The 18,259-nt window shown below is 48.5% G+C and carries 12 protein-coding genes; 4 read left to right on the forward strand and 8 right to left on the reverse strand.

Translation table 11 applies throughout. From position 1 onward, the window contains the following. Window positions 1-201: 201 nt before the first annotated feature. On the reverse strand, window positions 202-2,052 hold the full coding sequence (locus AB3Y94_RS06435; protein ID WP_367295506.1) for an N-acetylmuramoyl-L-alanine amidase: 1,851 nt from the start codon (window positions 2,050-2,052) through the stop codon (window positions 202-204). Between the two features lie 149 nt (window positions 2,053-2,201). Then, on the reverse strand, window positions 2,202-2,585 hold the full coding sequence (locus AB3Y94_RS06440) for a MarR family winged helix-turn-helix transcriptional regulator (protein ID WP_367295507.1): 384 nt from the start codon (window positions 2,583-2,585) through the stop codon (window positions 2,202-2,204). A gap of 248 nt (window positions 2,586-2,833) precedes the next feature. On the opposite strand from AB3Y94_RS06440, the gene AB3Y94_RS06445 reads away from it, so the two are divergent. Continuing rightward, window positions 2,834-3,652: a Cof-type HAD-IIB family hydrolase gene (locus AB3Y94_RS06445; RefSeq protein WP_367295508.1), complete on the forward strand. Its 819-nt coding sequence runs from the start codon at window positions 2,834-2,836 to the stop codon at window positions 3,650-3,652. A 15-nt stretch (window positions 3,653-3,667) separates the two neighbouring features. Here AB3Y94_RS06445 and AB3Y94_RS06450 read toward each other — a convergent pair whose 3' ends face one another. Next, window positions 3,668-4,498: an alpha/beta hydrolase gene (locus AB3Y94_RS06450; protein WP_367295509.1), complete on the reverse strand. Its 831-nt coding sequence runs from the start codon at window positions 4,496-4,498 to the stop codon at window positions 3,668-3,670. Between the two features lie 285 nt (window positions 4,499-4,783). Between AB3Y94_RS06450 and AB3Y94_RS06455 the strand changes: the two genes are divergently transcribed. The 3 genes from AB3Y94_RS06455 to AB3Y94_RS06465 all read left to right on the forward strand — a co-directional run bounded on the left by AB3Y94_RS06455 (window position 4,784) and on the right by AB3Y94_RS06465 (window position 7,206). Continuing rightward, a complete protein-coding gene (locus tag AB3Y94_RS06455; protein WP_367295510.1) occupies window positions 4,784-5,818 on the forward strand; it encodes an aldose epimerase family protein in 1,035 nt (344 codons plus the stop codon). Window positions 5,819-6,372: 554 nt separating this feature from the next. Further along, entirely contained in the window at window positions 6,373-6,642 is a 270-nt protein-coding gene (gene rpsN / locus AB3Y94_RS06460) for a 30S ribosomal protein S14 (protein WP_367295511.1), read from the forward strand. 126 nt (window positions 6,643-6,768) lie between these two features. Beyond that, the gene (locus tag AB3Y94_RS06465) at window positions 6,769-7,206 is read left to right on the forward strand and encodes a hypothetical protein (RefSeq protein ID WP_367295512.1); all 438 of its coding nucleotides are present in this window, start codon (window positions 6,769-6,771) and stop codon (window positions 7,204-7,206) included. Window positions 7,207-7,935: 729 nt separating this feature from the next. On the opposite strand, the gene AB3Y94_RS06470 is transcribed toward AB3Y94_RS06465, so the two are convergent. The 5 genes from AB3Y94_RS06470 to AB3Y94_RS06490 form a co-directional block, all read right to left on the reverse strand. Further along, entirely contained in the window at window positions 7,936-10,191 is a 2,256-nt protein-coding gene (locus AB3Y94_RS06470; protein WP_367295513.1) for a glycoside hydrolase family 65 protein, read from the reverse strand. 445 nt (window positions 10,192-10,636) lie between these two features. Next, on the reverse strand, window positions 10,637-12,013 hold the full coding sequence (locus AB3Y94_RS06475) for an SLC45 family MFS transporter (protein ID WP_367295514.1): 1,377 nt from the start codon (window positions 12,011-12,013) through the stop codon (window positions 10,637-10,639). Between the two features lie 194 nt (window positions 12,014-12,207). Further along, a complete protein-coding gene (locus AB3Y94_RS06480) occupies window positions 12,208-13,173 on the reverse strand; it encodes a LacI family DNA-binding transcriptional regulator (RefSeq protein ID WP_367295515.1) in 966 nt (321 codons plus the stop codon). A 556-nt stretch (window positions 13,174-13,729) separates the two neighbouring features. Then, window positions 13,730-14,179 (reverse strand): hypothetical protein, encoded by a 450-nt coding sequence (locus AB3Y94_RS06485; protein WP_367295516.1) that lies wholly within the window; start codon window positions 14,177-14,179, stop codon window positions 13,730-13,732. A 42-nt stretch (window positions 14,180-14,221) separates the two neighbouring features. Next, window positions 14,222-17,695: an SEC10/PgrA surface exclusion domain-containing protein gene (locus tag AB3Y94_RS06490; RefSeq protein WP_367295517.1), complete on the reverse strand. Its 3,474-nt coding sequence runs from the start codon at window positions 17,693-17,695 to the stop codon at window positions 14,222-14,224. Window positions 17,696-18,259: the final 564 nt, after the last annotated feature.

Raw genomic sequence — 18,259 nt, forward strand, 5'->3', positions numbered from 1 at the left:
CCTAACCCCATAAGACCAAGAATCCAGATTCAGGATTCTCAGTCTTATGACGTTAATGCTCACCCTTTGTTTTTTACTTAGCTGAAACGTGCGTCTGCCGGGCAGACAGCTCCGCCTAACCCCGCTAGACCAAGAATCCAAGTTCGGGATTCTCGGCCTAGCGACGTTAATGCTCACCGTCTAAACGCCCTTCGTCGCACTCTATGAATCTAAATCAAACGCCAACGCCCGTGTCCACAGGCCATTGCTCATTTGGTAGTAGGTTGTGACCTTGCCATTTGAGTCTGTGCGCTTGACCCGATGTGTAATCGTGACGCGCCGTTCCGCTAAATCAGCCGTTGTGCCCTTTTGCTTGGCCAACAGCGGATCATTAAATGGTCGCGTGTAGACTGGGTAGATCTTCATCAGCGTTAAATCGCGGTCGTATTCTTCAACATTGAAGGTATCAAACTGCAACGCCCCCGTCCGAATCCAGTACTTTGTTTTAGCATTCTTACCAAATCGAATCCGGTACCACTTACCAGTGTCAGCCGTGGCACGCATGTCAACGTAGACCCGCTTGCTCTTGAGCTTCTTCCAGTTGAATTTCATGATGTTCCAATTCTTGTGCCCGCGAATGTGATTGTACACGGAGTAAGTCTTATAGTTCTTTTTCAATTGTGCGTGTTGCGTGGCTAAGCCGCCCACGTACTTTTCACTCTTGTTGGTCTGCTTACGCTTCTTCAACTTTTGCGAAGAGGTGCTGCTAGAACTGCTAGAATTAGAAGTTGGTTTGTGTACTGTCGTGTTCGTAATCGTCTGTTGCGCCGCCACGTTGGTGATGACTGCCTTTTGCTTCTTCACCGTGTTATTGGCAATATCAATGTCCGACCCGGTCAGATCAAAGTTTCCTTTCACAAAAGCTGCTTTGGTCCCGGATTGTGTCGTGGCCTTGTTATCTGTAATTGAGACACCCGTCATTGGATTGTTAGCTTTCTTACTGTCCAGGTAAATATATTGCTTAGTTGGGTTGACGTTAGTGAACGTGTTATCGGAAATATTTAGGTTTGTCATATTGTATTCGGGTTCAGAATTGTACAGGTAAATGTAGTTTCCAGATCCTAATACGTGTTGATTGATAAACTTGTTGCCAGTGATCCACAGGTCGGAAATCCCTTTAAAGTGAATCGTAGCGACCCCATCAGACATCAGTGGTTTAGGATCGACCACCGTATTGTTGGTGAAAAAGACATCATGAATGATGCCAGCTTTACCGTGACCATAGATGGCATGTTCACCAATTGGGTTAGGCGCGTATGAAGCCACCTGACCGGAAGCCTTAGAGACTGGCAAGAATTGGTTATGATCGACCTTCACGTTAAAGCTTGGCAGATTATCGTACTTGTCACCCTTGTTCTTGTAGGACATGGCTTTCGCGTTGGAATAATCCACCTGAATGGCTTCCTTGTAATCCATAGAGCCGTTGAACCCGGTAAAGACAGAATTCTTAACCCTCACAGCGTGGCTCCCATCGATATCGATGTAGTGACCAGTTGGTGATTCGGCGTTATCGAAGACACACTTGTTAAACGTCACGTTGCTAGCGTGGTGAATACTTTGGGTGAAGACGCTCTGTCCAGCAGCGGTGTTGTCCCCCTGGAAGGTTGCGCCCGTCCAAGTCACATTACTGATACCGCCGTCATAGCCAGCTTCAGGACTAGGGTAGACAAAGTTAACCCGCTTGCCCGAAGTCACACGGAACACGGCACCCTTATCAAATTTAAAGTTGATGTTTGAGTGAAGCTTGATGGCCCCCGCATTAAAAACATACGTCCCCTTGGGCACGTGAATCGTAACCGCTCCGCTCCATTTGTTGATCATATTCTGCAAGGCGGCATTGTTGCTCGTCTTAGCATCGCCAACCATCCCCTGGTGCTTGGCATTGATCTTGGTGGCCGCATAAGCCACCGATTCATTGGCCGAACGTGGTGTTACTGTTACCGGATTTAGTCCCAAAAACGTTGCTCCCGCAACAACCACGGCGAATAAGCCAAATTTTGCTCGCAAATTCAAAAAATCCCCTCCACTTCCTAATTTCTTTCTTCATAACTCATTATAACTAAGACATGCAAGCGTTGCGTTGTCTTAATCAAAATGTCATACGAATGAAAGATTCCGGACTTAAAGGGGACCCTTTTTTAATTATATAATTTCTTTATTAATTACATTAATTTAGCGATATCGTTGTGTAAGTTGGTGAGTCGTTCAACAACTTGGCCACGAACTTGCGTGTAAACCTTCACGCCATCTGGTGTCAGCTTCAAGTTGTGTTGCCGACGATCGACTTGTGAGGCGATGCTTTCGATTAAACCAGCCCGCAACAACCGTGAAATCTGGCCAGAGATCATCGACTTGGAAACACCGATTTGACCGGCAAATTTCGTTGGCGTGAATTCTTCACGTTGATCAGTGATGGCGTGTAACAAGTTGAATTGTTCCAAGGAGATCGTGATATCCTCCGTTTTGATGGTCGTTACTGGCCGCATGATTTTTTGGAGTTGAGAAAACCATTCCAAGGATTGGTTTAAATCGTTCGTTTGCGTCATTAATCTTTCTTCCTTTCTGCATAGCTCTAGCAGGGATGACTCTTACTATCTTACCCGCTAATCATTTATTATAGCCCTTATTTCTACTCTATATGTTACCGATTCATTAATAGTTTATAGCATAGTGCTCAATAAAACTAGTAATTGCAATCATTTTGTTATATTTCTTCCCCAGCGTCCCATTGAATTCCCAACATCAAGCCATTATGATTAAGGTTAAGAAATTCTAAACACAAAGGGAGAACTGTATGACTCAAATTAAACTGATTGCAACCGACGTCGATGGGACCTTTTTAAATTCACAACGGCAGTACAATCATGACCGTTTCGATGAACAACTCACCCGTTTGGCAGCGGCCGGCATCCACTTTGTCGTGGCCAGTGGTAACCACTTAGGTCACCTTCACCGCGTCTTTGCGCCCACCCCCGCCGTTCAAACGTTCGTTGCCGAAAACGGTAGTCTGATTGTGAACCAAGGCAAAACCCTATTTGAAACCGCGATTCCCAACCCCATCGTCAATCAAGTTGTCACCGCAATTCTAGCCGACGACCATTTACGACCACAAGTACTCCGATTATCTGGTGCTCACGGCACCTACATTAACCGGCGGGACCATCCCACGGACGAAGCCTCCCAAGATTACTTCTTCAATAACATTGTCCGCGTTGATGACCTCACAGAGGTTCACGACACCATCTACAAAATCAACGGTGAGTGGCCCAACGAGACGATTCAACACTTAGCCGCCAAGCTTAACGCCCGGTTCCCTGGGCAGATTCACGCCACCGCTAGTGGATTCGGCAGCATTGACATCGTTGCGCCCCACATGAACAAAGCCATTGGCTTGATGCAACTGGCCGAGTCCTGGGGCTTACGTAAGGAACAGGTCGCAGCATTCGGGGATAATGATAACGACCGCGAAATGCTAGAACACGTTGGTCTCGGCGTTGCCATGCAAAACGGGACAAAGTCCGTCCGTGACGTAGCTAACTTGATTACTCCCACTGACAACGATCACGATGGCGTGCTGAACGTCATTGACGCCATTCTAGCCGGTGAAGTTTAAAACTAGCTAAACGGTTCAGTGACTCGTTAGCTTACCTGGTGACCAGAGTAGTCGAGCAATCAAACGCCACATGGCAGGACTGGCGTGCAGTTGTCCGTGACTAACGCCGCGAACATGGTGTTCCTGATAGGTGACCGGACTGCCGACAACAATTTGCCGGAGCGCCTGTACTTGCGTCGCAGGAACTGAACCATCCGTCTGCCGTCCTAAGAGCGTGCCGTAGACGTTATAAATGGTCAATAGACCCACGGCCTGCAAATTAGCACGCTGGTCGCGTAGCCGCTCAAATGCCTCATCAACGGGTCGCGTTGGCTGACTTTCGTCGACCGGCGCACCTAACAGAATCAAGCGATTAGGCCGGGGCAGATTCACCGCAGGCCCATGCAGGACCAAACTGCCGACCGCCGCACTGCCGCCCCACGAGTGGGCAACCACGTTATAGCTCGTAATACCATAACGGTGCCTAAGTTGACGCAGAATTTCCGTGATCCAACGAATCTGTTGCTGATAATCCGCCGTAAAACTGTGCGTAAACAGGACTTGAATCAAGGGATTAGTGGCCTGGCCAGTCCACGTTCCAGTAAAATGGAGCACACCGATTCGCGAGACGGTCACGGTCAACACCTTGTGACCGTATCCGTGACGGGCCAGCCAACGCAACAACCCATTATAGGTCCACGCGTTGCCACCCCATCCTGGTATAAATAGGGTGGGGACGGCCGTGTATTCAGTATCCGCCCGACGATTAGTCAAAGGAACTGCTGGCGTAGCGACCTGAGTCGTCCACCGGTAACCCAACCAACTACCACCAAGGAAAACCGCTAACCATCGCCATTTGCTTGCCATGTCACGACCCCCTTAAACTAACCTATTATGCCAGTTTCATCGATTGCGTACAAGTGAAATTTTGTTCACTAAACATTTATACCAGTTACCGACTCAGTTTACAAATTTGTCCGTACAAACGTAAATGGCACAAAATTAAATTGTTCCTAGGTAAATTGTTGGGTGCTGAAGGCTTCACCAATTAAACGTTTATGCCCAAACTTCATTTGACAATTGTCCGGATAAAAAAGTACTATAGGGATAAATGAAAACGCTTTATAACTCTTAGAATCGAGGAATTTACCTATGAAAACTGCTGTGAACCATTGGGATACTTACCAGGCGCAAGCTGTCACAGAGTACGCCATTGAAAATAAAAATGGGGTTAAACTCTCTATCTTAAGCTGGGGAGCTACCCTCCACAAGCTGACCGTTCCAAGTGCCAACGGAGACAAGAATTTGGTGCTATCTTACCATAAGATGGCCGACTACCTCGACAATCCATTCTACGTTTGCATGGGAATTGGCCGAACCGGTGGTCGAATCGGTGGAAGTTCATTTGAACTCGGTGGTCAGACCATCCACGTCGATACCAACGAAGGTGATGACACCAACCTCCATGGTGGTCCTAACGGTTTTAACACGGTCAATTGGGAGGGTGAAGTCGACGACAGTAATCCCACTGAGGCTAAGATTATTTTGTCCCACACGTTCAAATCCAGCGAAGATTCCTTCCCTGGCGATATGCGGGCCAAAATGATCTACTCTCTGGATGACCACGACCACGTTAACCTGAAGTTCGAAGCCAATTCAACCGAACTGACCCTCTTCAACCCAACGTTGCACGTCTACTTCAACCTGAGTGATGACCAACTGATCTCTGGTCAAACGTTACAGATCAACGCGCAGGAACACTTGGAGGTAACTGACAAGAAAATTCCAACGGGCAACATGATCGCCAACGCTGACACACCTTACGACTTTGCCAAGGGGCAAAATCTGGGGCAAGCTATCCGTGGCCTGCAAGGTATTCCGGAAAAAGGTTTCGATGACCTCTTCCACGTAGAACCCGCTGCTGATGGCACGATTGCCAAGTTGAGCGACCCCCAATCCAACCGCGCAGTCACCATCAAGTCCCAGCGCAATGGCTTAGTTGTCTTCACTGCCAACTCCTTCACGTCCGATATGAAATTAACGACTGGCCCTGGCCAGCCATACATGGGCGTTGCGTTGGAAGCCCAAACGCTCTCCGACACGCCGCATCATCCTAACTTTGGGGACGTCAGCTTACCAGCTGGTGAAACGCAGAGTTACGAGATTTCTTACGACGTTACCTATTAATGTTACTAGAAACGACCCCTCACTGCTAGTGAAGAGTCGTTTTTTTGACGAAATTGTAATGTTTCATCCACTATTGGCCGCCTGCGGCTGCCAGGGACCACGCTGTGGGGCAACCCCTGAAGCCTCGAAAATCACGAGTCTTCAGGGCGCCCAGAAACCTCGTGGCAGACCACCCCGAGTTTCCTAGGTCGGCCCATGTTCTAGGTGGCATAGCCCCCGCCACCAAGAACATCGACACAGCGCGGTCCCTGGCCTCCTCCGGCTTAGGATTGGTGTAAATTTAAAAATACTCAAATTGAGCATGCTTTGTTCATCAATATTTCTGCCGAGATAACTCTTTAATTGCAGTTTAGATATAGCATTTTCTACCGCCTAACAAGTCCTCGTCCAGCTATGGTCAATTTAGCCTACGTAGTCCACTAAGACTTGGTATTTCATCTTTCAAAGGCGCTGACAATCTCAACGAGTCACATTCGTTGACAGGCTATTTGCCCTATGATAAATTGGTAAAGCGTAATTATTATCATTTAATAGTAAAGGAGCCTCATCTATTCATGGCAAAGAAATCCAAAATTGCAAAAGCAAAACGTATTGAAGCTACTGTCGAACGCTATGCTGAACGGCGAGCCGAACTTAAGGCCGCTGGCGACTACGCAGCATTAGCTCTGCTTCCTCGGGATGCTTCCCCTACTCGGATGCACCATCGTGACCATTTAGATGGCCGGCCTCACGCTTACATGCGTAAGTTTGGGCTCTCACGCCTGAACTTCCGGCAACTCGCCCATGAAGGCAAGATTCCTGGCGTTAAAAAAGCTAGCTGGTAAGCATCCGTTCCTCTAAATTCAACTCAAAGTAACCCACGTCAAGCGCTGTCCGCGGCTCCGTTTGACGTGGGTTTTTCTATGCCGTACACTGAATTCATTACGTTTAACAAAAGGAGTACACCTCACATGGCAGAAGTTTTAACGGTTATCCGGGCTTTCGACGTCTTCGGCAACGGTGCCCAGACACCTTATGGTATTGACACACCTAAAATTAACGCCCAATTTGTTGGCATCAGTCCAGCGATGGCTTTCGACGTGAATAATCAACCGAAATTAGCCCGCCAAATCGAACGGCAGCTACGGCAAATCGAAGCGGAAATCCGCGATCAATTCCGCGATGAACTCATCAATCTGGGTGGCACTGATTTGACCCAAAACCTGCAGGTTACCCAACAATTGATCACCACTTTTAAGGAACGGTTGGAACAGGACCTCCTGGTTAAAAATCAGCTCGAGCTGGAAAGCCTGACGACCAGTGGCGAGTGGCTCACTTACTGGCAGGATGATGCGCCCTTAGTTAAGACCAAAGCGCAGCAACAACAGAACTTGCCGCAAGATTTCTAACAATTACTTAGTTAGATTGCTGCCTCCGGTTGCCGGGAATGGTGGCCGCTGTTGGGGCCGGAGAAAGCCAAAGAACGGTCTTTCTCCTCGGCTTGAAACCGGGCCCAACAGCGGCCGTTTCCAAGCTCGCCCTACAACATAAGCTGGCCAGCCAGCTTATGTTGTCGTCACTGCGACCACCATTCCCGTCAACCTACGGCTATATTTGCGTTTAAGTTAAATACGACGGAAATTCCATTATTGTTAGTTGTTGCGTCATCTCGACTAACTTTGAATTTTCAAACAAAAAGCGATCATCCGGCATTTCAGCTGGGTGGTCGTTTTCGTTTATCTATATTTTAGATACAGTCTAATTGTAGCGTCAGTGCTGAACGCACCCACGGCACAGTTCCCAGCGGCCATAGACGGTTAAACACAAAAAGCAGCCACCTAACTAATAAGTCAGGGGACTACCTCATTTACATACAGTTTAATTGTACTGTCAGTGCTGAGCGCACTCATCAGCAATCCAGTGAGCAACGCTCAGCCGGAGGACGCCAGGGACTGCGCTGTGTCGATGTTCTTAGCGGAATGATTCTTTCCGCTTAGAACATGGGCCGACCTGGGAAACTCGCGTATTGGGCGAGGTTCTCAGGCGCCTGGGGAGACCGCACTTCGGCTCTCCAGGGTCGCCCCACAGCGCAGTCTCTGGCGGCCGCAGGCGGCCAAGCTCCACCACAACTCAACAACCTACTTCAGTTCAACACTTTCACCAGCGACATCAATGGTCAGAGGATCACCACTAATCAGCTTGAAGTGTGGCCCGTCAGCGTGAACGCTGACTTCGACCAACCGGCCATGGAAGACCTGACGGAACGTGTAACTCGTCCAAGTCTTTGGCAAAAATGGAGCATAGTGCAGCTGGCCATTGCGAACTCGCATACCAGCAAACCCTTGAACCACAGCAATCCAACCACCGGTCATAGCTGTGATGTGCAGCCCATCCGTGGTGTCGTTGTTGTAATTATCCAAGTCCAACCGTGCCGTCCGTGAGTAAAGTTCCACAGCCTTATCCTTGTAACCCAGGTCGGAAGCCAAGACGGAGTGAATAGCTGGTGACAGACTGGATTCGTGAACCGTCAGTGGTTCATAGAAATCAAAGTTGGCCTTCTTTTGTTCTGGCGTGTAATCGTCGATGAAGTCCCAGATTCCTTGCAGCACATCCCCTTGCTTGATGTAAGGTGACCGCAGAATCTTATCCCATGACCAGTGTTGGTTGATTGGCCGTTGGTCGGCTGGAATTGAGCTGACCGGTTCGATATCCTTGTCCAGGAAACCGTCATGTTGGACGAAGATGTTCAAATCCTTGTCATAAGGCAGGTACATCCGGTCAACAATGTCTTGCCACTTAGCCTTTTCTTCATCAGAAATGGCCAACTTCTTGGCCGTTTCCTGGTCGACCTTACCCAAGATTTCCAACGTGTATTTCAACGTCCACTGTGCCAACATGTTTGTGTCCCAGTTGTTATCAACGTTGTTTTCGTACTCGTCAGCACCGGTAACCCCGTGGATCATGTATTTCTGATTCCGCTTGCTGAAGTGTACCCGGTCAGCCCAGAAGCGAGAAATTTCGCTGAGGACCTTGGCCCCTTCATGCAGAACGTAGCTGGTATCACCGGTGTAACGCGTGTAATTGTAAATGGCAAAGGCAATATCACCATTCCGGTGGATTTCTTCAAAGGTAATTTCCCATTCATTATGGCATTCGATCCCGTCAAACGTCACCATTGGGAAGAGTGCCCCGTTCAGGCCCTGTTCCTTGGCGTTGACGTAGGCTCCGTCAAGTTGTTTGTAGCGGTACATCAACAGATTGCGCGTCACTTCGGGGTTCGTAATCCCCAAGTAAACGGGAACGGCGAAGGCTTCGGTATCCCAGTAGGTGGCACCACCATACTTCTCGCCAGTGAACCCTTTTGGTCCAATATTCAAGCGAGAATCCTTGCCATAGTAGGTAGAAAAGAGTTGGAACAAGTTAAAACGAATTCCTTGTTGCGACTCGTCGTCACCCTTGATGACCACGTCAGACTTTTCCCAACGGTCAGCCCAGATAGCGGTATGGGCGTTGAGCAATTCTGCGTAGCTTTCCTTAGCGACCTTGTCGCTAAGTTCATGCATGGCCGCGGTCAGCTTTTCCTGCGTGTCGTAATCACGTGAAGTAACCACGATGACCCGCTTTTCCAACGTCGTTTCAGCTTGAGGGGCCAGCTTGCCGTTGAAGGCAGTAACGACTTCCTTGTCATTAGGTTGGGCAACGTTGACAGCGTTTAAATCAGTAACCGTCCGCATTTCCATCCCAGAAGTGAACTGTGGCGTGCCAAATGGATTTGGCGTCGTCTTGGCAATGATACTGCCACTCTCAGCCCGTTGATCAGCATCCAACACGTCCCAGAAACGTTCGTCATAGTTGGCTTCTTCGTTCTTCACGTCGGCGTCGATACTTGGCTTGATGGTCACGTCTACACTGTCCGCGCTCAAGTTCTTAACGCTGACCCGTTGAACGGAAAGTTCTTGTTGGCTAACACTCAGAAAACGTTCAAACTTAAAGGCTACCCGCACGTCACCCCGTTCAACCACGAAGGACCGGTTTAATACGGCCTGCTTCATGTCTAGGTCCAAGACAAAGTCGCTGATCTTGTCCTTGGCCAAGTCGATGGCTTCACCATTAATTTCGATGGGCAATTTGATGAAGTTGACAGCATTCACAACTTTCCCAAAGTACTTAGGATAGCCGTTCTTCCACCAACCCACTCGGGTCTTGTCAGGATACCAGACACCACCTAGATAGATTCCTTGCAGGGAGTCACCGCTGTATCCTTCCTCAAAGTCACCACGCATCCCCATGTACTCATTCCCTAAACTGGTCATGGATTCCTGGAGGCGTTTGTCTTTGGGATCAAACGTATGGGTAATGACGTTCCATGGCTGTACCTCAAAAATTCGTTTCATGGTCAACATTTCTCCTTTATCTACGTTGGACTAAATGGTCTGACGTTGGTTCGCCTGCGGATGACAAGTACTGCGCTGTGGGGCAAACCTGAAGCCTCCAAAACCGAGTCTTCAGGGCGACTTGAAACCTCACCTAACCCGTGAGTTTCCAAGCTCGGCCGTGTTGTAAGCCAGGACAAAACCCTGACTAACAACACCGACACAGGCTCCGTACTTGTCTTCCTCCGGCTAAACTGTACGTCAAAGACAACTAGTCAACGAAATGATTTTCAAAATTCATTAATTAACTTTGATATAGCCAAACGTTAACGTTGGTTTTCTTTTAATCAAGCATAACAATGATGGTTACCTATCACCAATGACTGGACTTGGCATTTGGAAATCACTGATTAATCTACCTCTCAGGGCATAATTTCCAATCGTTTGTCGCCGTCATTTTTTTCGTTTATGCTCGGAAAGTTTCTTTGATACTCATAACTGAAATTGCACCGATTGCCATGATGACCCCACCTAACAAGAACATGTTGGCTTGGGCACCACCAAGCAGTGGGAACAGTGCAAAGCTGGCCAGAGAAGCCACGATTTGTGGCAAACAGATGGAACCGTTGAACAGCCCCAGGTAAGTTCCCATGTGAGCACCAGACAGAGCGTTGGTAACCATGGTCAGTGGGTAAGTGTTCATCGCAGCCCAAGCAATCCCAACTAAGATAAATGAGCCAATCAAAGCGTATTGGTTGTGGATGAAGAAAACGGATAAGAATCCGAGTGCCCCTAACCCTAAGCTACCGGCATAACCCAATTTATGAATACTGTTAGGTAACTTAGCCAAAACGTATGACCACACCACAGCAGCAATAGATTGCACGGCGGCTAACACCCCGTACCAGTTACCAGCAGCCTGGTAGCCAGCAGATGCGGCGTTCGTGGTGTGCCAAACGTTGGAAGCAATGGCCCCAGCGGAGTAAGTCCATAAGTATTGGAAGGCCACCCAGCAGAAGAATTGAACTAAGGTAACGGTCCAGAAAACCTTGGGTGCGGACTTCAGTAATGCAAACCAGTTCCCACCCTTTTCGTTATCTTCCTTTTGGATACCATGGTACTTGGCGTAAGTATCTGGATCGTATTCGTGAACCCGGAAGATGGTGAACAAACTGGTGATGACTAACAGAATCGCCCCAACGTAGAAGGCAACTTTAACCGTCGCTGGTACAACCCCTTTGGACGCCGTGTTGGCGATCCCAATAGCGGCAAACAAGAATGGCAGAATGGCGGCTAAAACGGCACCCGTGTTGGACAAGAAGCTTTGAATCCCGTAAGCATAACTCTTCTGATCATCGTTGACCATGTCCCCAACCATCATCTTGAACGGTTGCATCGCAACGTTCGATGATAAGTCCAGGAAAGCCACGGTGATGGCCCCGAACAACAAGGCTGCCAGTGACGCGTAGCCAAAACCCATACTTCCTGAGTTTGGTAGCAGACACATGACAATGACCGCGACAATCGTTCCTAACAACAGGTAAGGCAACCGCCGACCACCAAACTTAGGTGCCCAGGTTCTATCGGAATAGTACCCGACAATCGGTTGCACAATTAAGCCAGCCAATGGTGGCAAAATGAAGAACCACCCTAAACTGTTGGGGTCTGCCCCAATGGTTTGAAAAATCCGACTCATTTGAGAACTTTGTAACGTAAAGGCCGTTTGCACCCCTAAGAAACCAAAGTTGATCATCCAAATAGTACTAGCAGACAACGTCGGCAAACCGTTTTTCTTTTGCGCGGCGGCCGCTGACGTGTCTTCTGAAGCTGCAACGTCTGACATAGCGAAAACCTCCTCAAACTAACTTTAAATAATAGCTAAATGACTTTACGAGATACATTATGGCACCGCTTTCATTCTAATGCAACCGTTTGCGCAAATTTTTTTTGGCCATTTGTTTGCTCACTTTGAAAACGCTGACAGTTAAAAAAGGCTCGCCAACTGGATTTAGCACCAGTTGTGCGAGCCCTCACAATTTATTTAATTTCGTACGGAATTTTTATTTGACCAGGCGTTGGTGACTCCAATGGTTCACGATCACTAAACAACAAGGCCACCGTGGCGGATCCCATTTTTTCTGGGAACAAGTCCACTGAATGAAGGTTAGCGTCCGTCAGGCCGTCAGGTAGTGAGTGGTTGAAACTAACGATGGGAAACCGGCTAATGTCGTATTGTTCACGCAACAGCCGGTAGAACTCAATGGCATTATAGTCATCAGTGGCCATGATACCGTCAATTTCAGGGTGCTGCTTGATAAAGAGTCGCACCCGGTTCAACTCGCCCAACTTGCACGTCAACGGCTCCACGTTAAACTCAGCAGTCACCCGTTCATACCCTTCTCGCCGTTGCTGCTCATAGCCCCAATCATGTTCGGATTCCACGAAGACTGGGTGCTTGACGGCCAACTGGTCGAGTAGGTAGGTCGCCCCACCGATACCGGCCTGTAGGTTATCGTTGTCCACGAAAAAGTCCTCGGCGTGATCGGCGGGATGGCCAATCGTCACGAACCGCAGTTTGTGTTGCCGCAGGAAGTTCGTGATGGGGTCGTCAGCTTGCGCGTAGAACAAAATAAACCGTTTGATTTTCCCCTGCGCGACCATCGACTTCACGTTCTTCAGCAGGTCCTCTGGGGTCTTACTGATGGCAACGGATAACACGTATTGGCGCTGAACCAACTGGGTGTTGATCCCCCGCAACAGGTCAATGTAAAACGGGTTCTCGGGCAACGTGTGGTTAGCCGTCGGAAAAACCACGCCCACCGCGTTGGCTTCCCCCGCCGTTAGATTTTTAGCGTTGTAATTTGGCAAATACCCTTCGGCATCGGCCAAAGCTTGAATACGCTCCCGGGTCGCTTGACTGATCCGGGGATTATTATTTAATGCACGTGAGGCTGTCGATACCGACACACCAGCCTTGGCGGCAATATCACGGATAGTTAACATCTCTAAAGGCTCCTTATACGCAGACACTTCTCATAAGTCAAATCTTACCATACATGTTCGGGTATTGAAACTTTTTCCAGCGCCTTAACGACAGGCTTCACGGCACGCAAAAAGGGGGGGTCAACAAGGAACCCCTCTTTGCGTTTATTCCTAACTAATGGTTGAAAGGACTGAAACACCCACTGTTCCTGATACAACCAGGATTGGGTATTGGTGTTTAGTCAGACATAGTGGCGTGCCAATAATATTGCGTAAGTGCTGTCATTCAGGTATCTAAGCTAGCTGAGTTTCCAGAAACTCGCTTAACCGGAGGCAGTCAGAGGTGGAGCCAGCTGTGGCGACGGTGTTAGCCGATTTTCGGCTTACACCGTGGGACGTGTTTGGAGACTGGTGCTTCTTCCAGGCTTCAAACCGAGCCGAAGGACCGCTTTTCAGGCCGCAGGCGTTCCCCACAGCAGGCGGAATCTCTGACTGCCGCAGGTGGCTGGGTGAGACTAGTTTTAAGTCTATAACGCTTAGGTGCAACTGATAGTTAACCAGTTGCCATTACAAGTTCTTACTTGTACCGGTAATAATAGGCACCTGAGGTTTTAACCAAAGCACCCGGATAAGTGGCGTGGAGCGCCGTTTTACCGTGATGCTTGACTCGGGTCCAAACTGCCCAGTCTTTAGGGTACAGGTCATCCTTTGGTGAAACGCGGTAACCCTTACCGACTTTTTGCAGCTGTAAAGGACTTTGCGTCGACGTCGTCTTATTTGACTTACCCGACATGGTAAACCAATGAATTTTAAACCCAGCGGTTGTGTTCTTAGATTCCCATTTCGTGAAAATTTGCATTTCATAATGATGGAACCCCTTGTCATAAAGTCGCCAGTGACCGCGCAGTGACTTGGGAATCTCCGTACGTTGCGTAGCGGCCTGAGCGGTGACGGGTGCCGAAGTAATCAGCGAGAAACCACCGATCACCGTGAGACCCAACGCTAAAGTTAACCAAAGCTTTTTCATCCGAACTGTTTCCTACTTTCCGTTAATGATAGTATCTCGTGACTAGTCTTGGTTCCGGCGACGACGCATGAGCGCGAAGAACCCGGCAAAGGCCGCAGCAATCAACACAACCACACCGGCAATCGTGGTGACTTGCTTACTGTTGTCCTGCTTGCTGGAGGATTGGTCAGCCTTGGGTGAAGCCGTCTGCTTGCTGGTACTGGTTGACGTGTTCGATGAGGTCTTCGCCTTCTTTTCAGGCTTAGCCTTAGTCGTGTCAGCCTTCTTAGCAGTCTGCTTGTCAGTTGCCGACTTCTTAGTAGTGGTCGTGTCTGGCTTAGTTGCCGCATGGGCCACCGTTTCACCAGTCAATTGGTCTGCCGCCCGGGTAACGGCTGGAATAATCACGTTCAGGGCGTGACCACCAGCGTTCCCGGCAAATGCTAAGACGGAGGTTCCGCCGTTGGCAGCAGAATGCGACGTCGTCAACGTAGCCTTCTTACCAGTTTGGCCACTAAGACCGTATTGGGCTAATTGCCGTGAAGTAGTCGTACCGGCCTTCTTAGCGCTGGTCTTGGCTGTCGTCTTCTTGGTAGACTTCTTCGTGGCCTTGACCGTCTTCTTAGGCGTTGTCTTAGGTGTCGTCGTTGTCGTTGCTGGAGTCGTTGCTGGGGTCGTTGCTGGGGTCGTCGTTGGCGTGGTTGTGCCGGTCGTTTGGCCAGGGTTAGCTGGTTGAACTGGCGTGGTTGGTGTCGTCGTCCCGGTTTGACCACCGTTATTCTGACCAGCGGCAATCAGTTTGTCTAAGACAGACTGACGGACGGCGACGAGGTTATCCTCAGCGTCTTTTTGATCTGTTTGAGCTTTTTCAAGAGCAGCTTCAGCATCTGGCAACTTAGCCTGAGTGTCAGTCAAAGTCTTTTGAGCTGCGGCCAGAGTTGTACCAGCATCGGTAACAGCTTGGTTAGCATCTTTAAGCGCAACAGCGGCAGTTTCTGCCTTAGACTGTGCATCCTTAACTGCCTGGTTAGCAGCGTCCAAACTAGGTTGATCCTTAGCTAATTGTGCGTTCGCATCAGCTAACGCCTGTGCCAGTGGTTTTTGCGCCGTATTAGCTGCATCCAGTTTAGCCTGGGCAGGAGCAACGGCAGCATCAGCCTTGTCCGCTGCTGCCTGGGCATCAGCAACGATTGACGCTGCTGAATTGTAATCCTTCAAGGTTGAGTTGAGGCTATCCAGATCACTTTGATCTTGTTTAACTGTCGCATTTTGATCAACTAAATCACTTTGCAGCTTGGTTAAGGCTGTCTTCTCAGTTGCTTCAGCGGTTTGGGCAGCAGTCAATGCATCCGCTGACTTCTTAGCATTATCTTGTGCCGTTGTCAATTTGGTGTTAGCAGCCGTTAAGTTGTCCTGCATTGACTGTGCGTTATCCTTGGCATCTTGTATACTCTTAGTTACTTGGTCTACCATGCCTTGTGCATCGGATACTGCTGTAGTGGCATCCGTCACGGATTTATTAGCAGCTGTTACTGCGTCCTGCTTAGCAATAACGTCGGCATTAGCTTTGTCAATTGCAGCTTCAACGCTAGCTGCATCTGCGACAGCGGCATCCTCAGTAGCTTGTGCAGTTGCTGTGGCGGCCGTAGCTTTGGCTAATTCAGCCTGTTGGTCATTAAGAGTCTTCCGCATAGCCTCGGATTGCTCAGTACTGATACTCGTATCTGGGTTAGCAATGACTGCACTAGCTGACGTATCAAACTTGGTTGCGTCCTCAATATAAGAAGGGCTTTCTGTTACCGTTTCAAAGTGGACTTGTCCCATACCATCTAAGGCCATCCCAAAGTATTGCGTTGTGTACTCATTTAGAGAATCATAGCCTGCTAACCCCATCAAATGACCAAAACCAGAACTAGCATCATCAAACAGCATACCGGTAATTGTCGTGTAAATGCCGCTTCTGATATCATCTAAAGTTTTAGCGGTGCTTAAGGTCGTGTTCGCACCCATGTTTTCATAATAGTTCCCGGTTGCCGATAAACCATATTCCCCAGCAACTGCTTCAATGGCTGGCACATCATGAGCCCGCTTATCATAAATATTCCAGTTATCCGTATCATACTTGGCGGCAATTTCCTTAGCAAAGGACATCATCGTCGTCGTAATCGTTACCTTTGGTTCACCAATTAATTCCCGAACCTGGTTGATCAAGGTTGCCGTGTACTTTGCTAGATCCTGATACTGAGCATCCGTCAGCGAAGCAGCGTTAGTGTAGGTAACAGCGGCAGCACTAGCATTCGTCTGATATTGATTGCTATCAAGACCTAACCCAGGACTGGCAATTGCATTCAAGGTAGCCGCTGCTGAAGCTGCAGCTTCACTCGTTGCATCACCACTTGTAGTAGCAACATATTCCTTAAGGGCATCCAACGTCAACCCAGCTGGTAGCGTAATCGCGTTACCAGTCATACCAGTCAGTGAAGCCGCCGTCTGGTTTACCGTATCTTTAACAAGTTGTTGGTAAGCTGCCGCCTTGTCTACTGCCGTCTTGGCAGCATCAATCGCAGCTTCTTTATCAACTGCTGCGGTAGAAGCAGCTGCGGCTGCATTAGAGGCCAACGTCAAAGCATCGCTTGCTGCGATAGAATTATCGGTTGCAGTCTTAAGTGCTGTATTGGCATCCTTTAAACTGTCATTGTAATCAGACAATGCTGATTGCTTATCCGTCACTACCTCGGCAGCAGCATCTGCCATACTTGCTGCATCAGTTTGCGCTTTTTGAGCTGTCTCAACTGCAGCAGCTGAGTTGGCAGCGGCGGTACTAGCAGCCGCGGTACTATTAGTTGCCGTGGTAACCTTAGCCTGCTTAGCTGGAATGTCAACGTCAGACGTATTCTTAGCAGTGGCAGTATCAGTCTTCAATTTATCTTCTTGAGCTGAAATCTGTGTCTTTAGGTCTGCGATGCTCCCTGGTGTTGCATTCCCAGCCGTCGTCTTAGCATCAGCCAAAGACTTCTGTGCAGCGGCTGCAGCACTCGTTGCTGCATCAGCAGCTTTTTGAGCATCATTAACCGTATCTTGACCGGCCTGGCTATTTTGGGTTGCAGTATCAACGGCAGTCTGATCGTCATTAACTTTACTCTGTGGATCAGTAACGCCCGCTTTCGCAGTGTCAACGGCTCCATTCGCTGCTTCCTGATCCTTAGTTGCTTGATCAACCTTAGTATTTGCATCAGTAACAGCTTGGTTGGCCTGATCGACAGCACCCGAATCAGTCGTAATTTGACTGTTGGTATCGTCAACCGTCTTTTGTGCCCCGGAAGTGGCGTTTTGGGCTGCCGTAACGGCAGTCTTAGCATCCTTAACCTCTTGAGAAGCCTCTACTTGTTGATTCAGTTCATCTGAAACTGATTGTGATTGCGTAGCACCACTACTGACAGGTGCTGTTGAATCCGCGTGAGCAACTAATCCACTGCTTAAAGCGGTTCCTGCTAAAATAGCAGCTGTCCCAGCAGCGATTTGAATGGTTTTTTTCATCTAAATTATCCCCTTAGATTATAGAAATATTTATTTCTCAATGATTGATGCTTGGTCTGTCGAACTGACCGAAAAGTCCCAGCCGGTTCATAGCCGTACTGACGGTTGCACAAATTGACCAGAGTGCTGGGCAGTGTCTATCTGATTCTTCCCTTTATGTACATACACCCGAAAAAGCTTAGCCACGTGTCAAAATAAGAAAGCGTTTCATTTATCGATCAATTTGTGACCGGCTATCTATCAAACATCCGGTACCGCCAACTTTCCAGGCCGATAAGCCACCTAGAAAGCATACCGCTCTAAACCACCACCTAATTTTTTTAAAATAAAAATATTTTTGTTATGTATTTGTTTGCGGCATAACTAGTTATTGCCACCCTAGTTTACACCTTTATCCCGTTGATATAAATAATATTTTCGGGGTTTCATAAAGCCCTTAAAAAGGCCCAGTGACAGTCATCACCTCTCGATTAATTTCTAGAACGAGAGATGACCATCACTGAGCCTAATAACATCAACGAATTCATAATATTTCACAGAAAATTTCATTCAATTTTTAAGTGA

Origin of the sequence: Levilactobacillus yonginensis (assembly GCF_964065165.1) — a bacterium.
In the GTDB taxonomy this organism is placed as follows: Bacteria; Bacillota; Bacilli; order Lactobacillales; family Lactobacillaceae; genus Levilactobacillus; species Levilactobacillus yonginensis_A.

Bases quoted from the DNA above. Each gene is read 5' to 3' on its own strand.
- AB3Y94_RS06445 (WP_367295508.1), top strand. From the start codon at position 2,834: ATGACTCAAATTAAACTGATTGCAACCGACGTCGATGGGACCTTTTTA.
- rpsN (WP_367295511.1), top strand. From the start codon at position 6,373: ATGGCAAAGAAATCCAAAATTGCAAAAGCAAAACGTATTGAAGCTACT.
- AB3Y94_RS06480 (WP_367295515.1), bottom strand. From the start codon at position 13,173: ATGTTAACTATCCGTGATATTGCCGCCAAGGCTGGTGTGTCGGTATCG.
- AB3Y94_RS06490 (WP_367295517.1), bottom strand. From the start codon at position 17,695: ATGAAAAAAACCATTCAAATCGCTGCTGGGACAGCTGCTATTTTAGCA.
- AB3Y94_RS06450 (WP_367295509.1), bottom strand. From the start codon at position 4,498: ATGGCAAGCAAATGGCGATGGTTAGCGGTTTTCCTTGGTGGTAGTTGG.
- AB3Y94_RS06455 (WP_367295510.1), top strand. From the start codon at position 4,784: ATGAAAACTGCTGTGAACCATTGGGATACTTACCAGGCGCAAGCTGTC.
- AB3Y94_RS06465 (WP_367295512.1), top strand. From the start codon at position 6,769: ATGGCAGAAGTTTTAACGGTTATCCGGGCTTTCGACGTCTTCGGCAAC.
- AB3Y94_RS06440 (WP_367295507.1), bottom strand. From the start codon at position 2,585: ATGACGCAAACGAACGATTTAAACCAATCCTTGGAATGGTTTTCTCAA.
- AB3Y94_RS06470 (WP_367295513.1), bottom strand. From the start codon at position 10,191: ATGAAACGAATTTTTGAGGTACAGCCATGGAACGTCATTACCCATACG.
- AB3Y94_RS06485 (WP_367295516.1), bottom strand. From the start codon at position 14,179: ATGAAAAAGCTTTGGTTAACTTTAGCGTTGGGTCTCACGGTGATCGGT.
- AB3Y94_RS06475 (WP_367295514.1), bottom strand. From the start codon at position 12,013: ATGTCAGACGTTGCAGCTTCAGAAGACACGTCAGCGGCCGCCGCGCAA.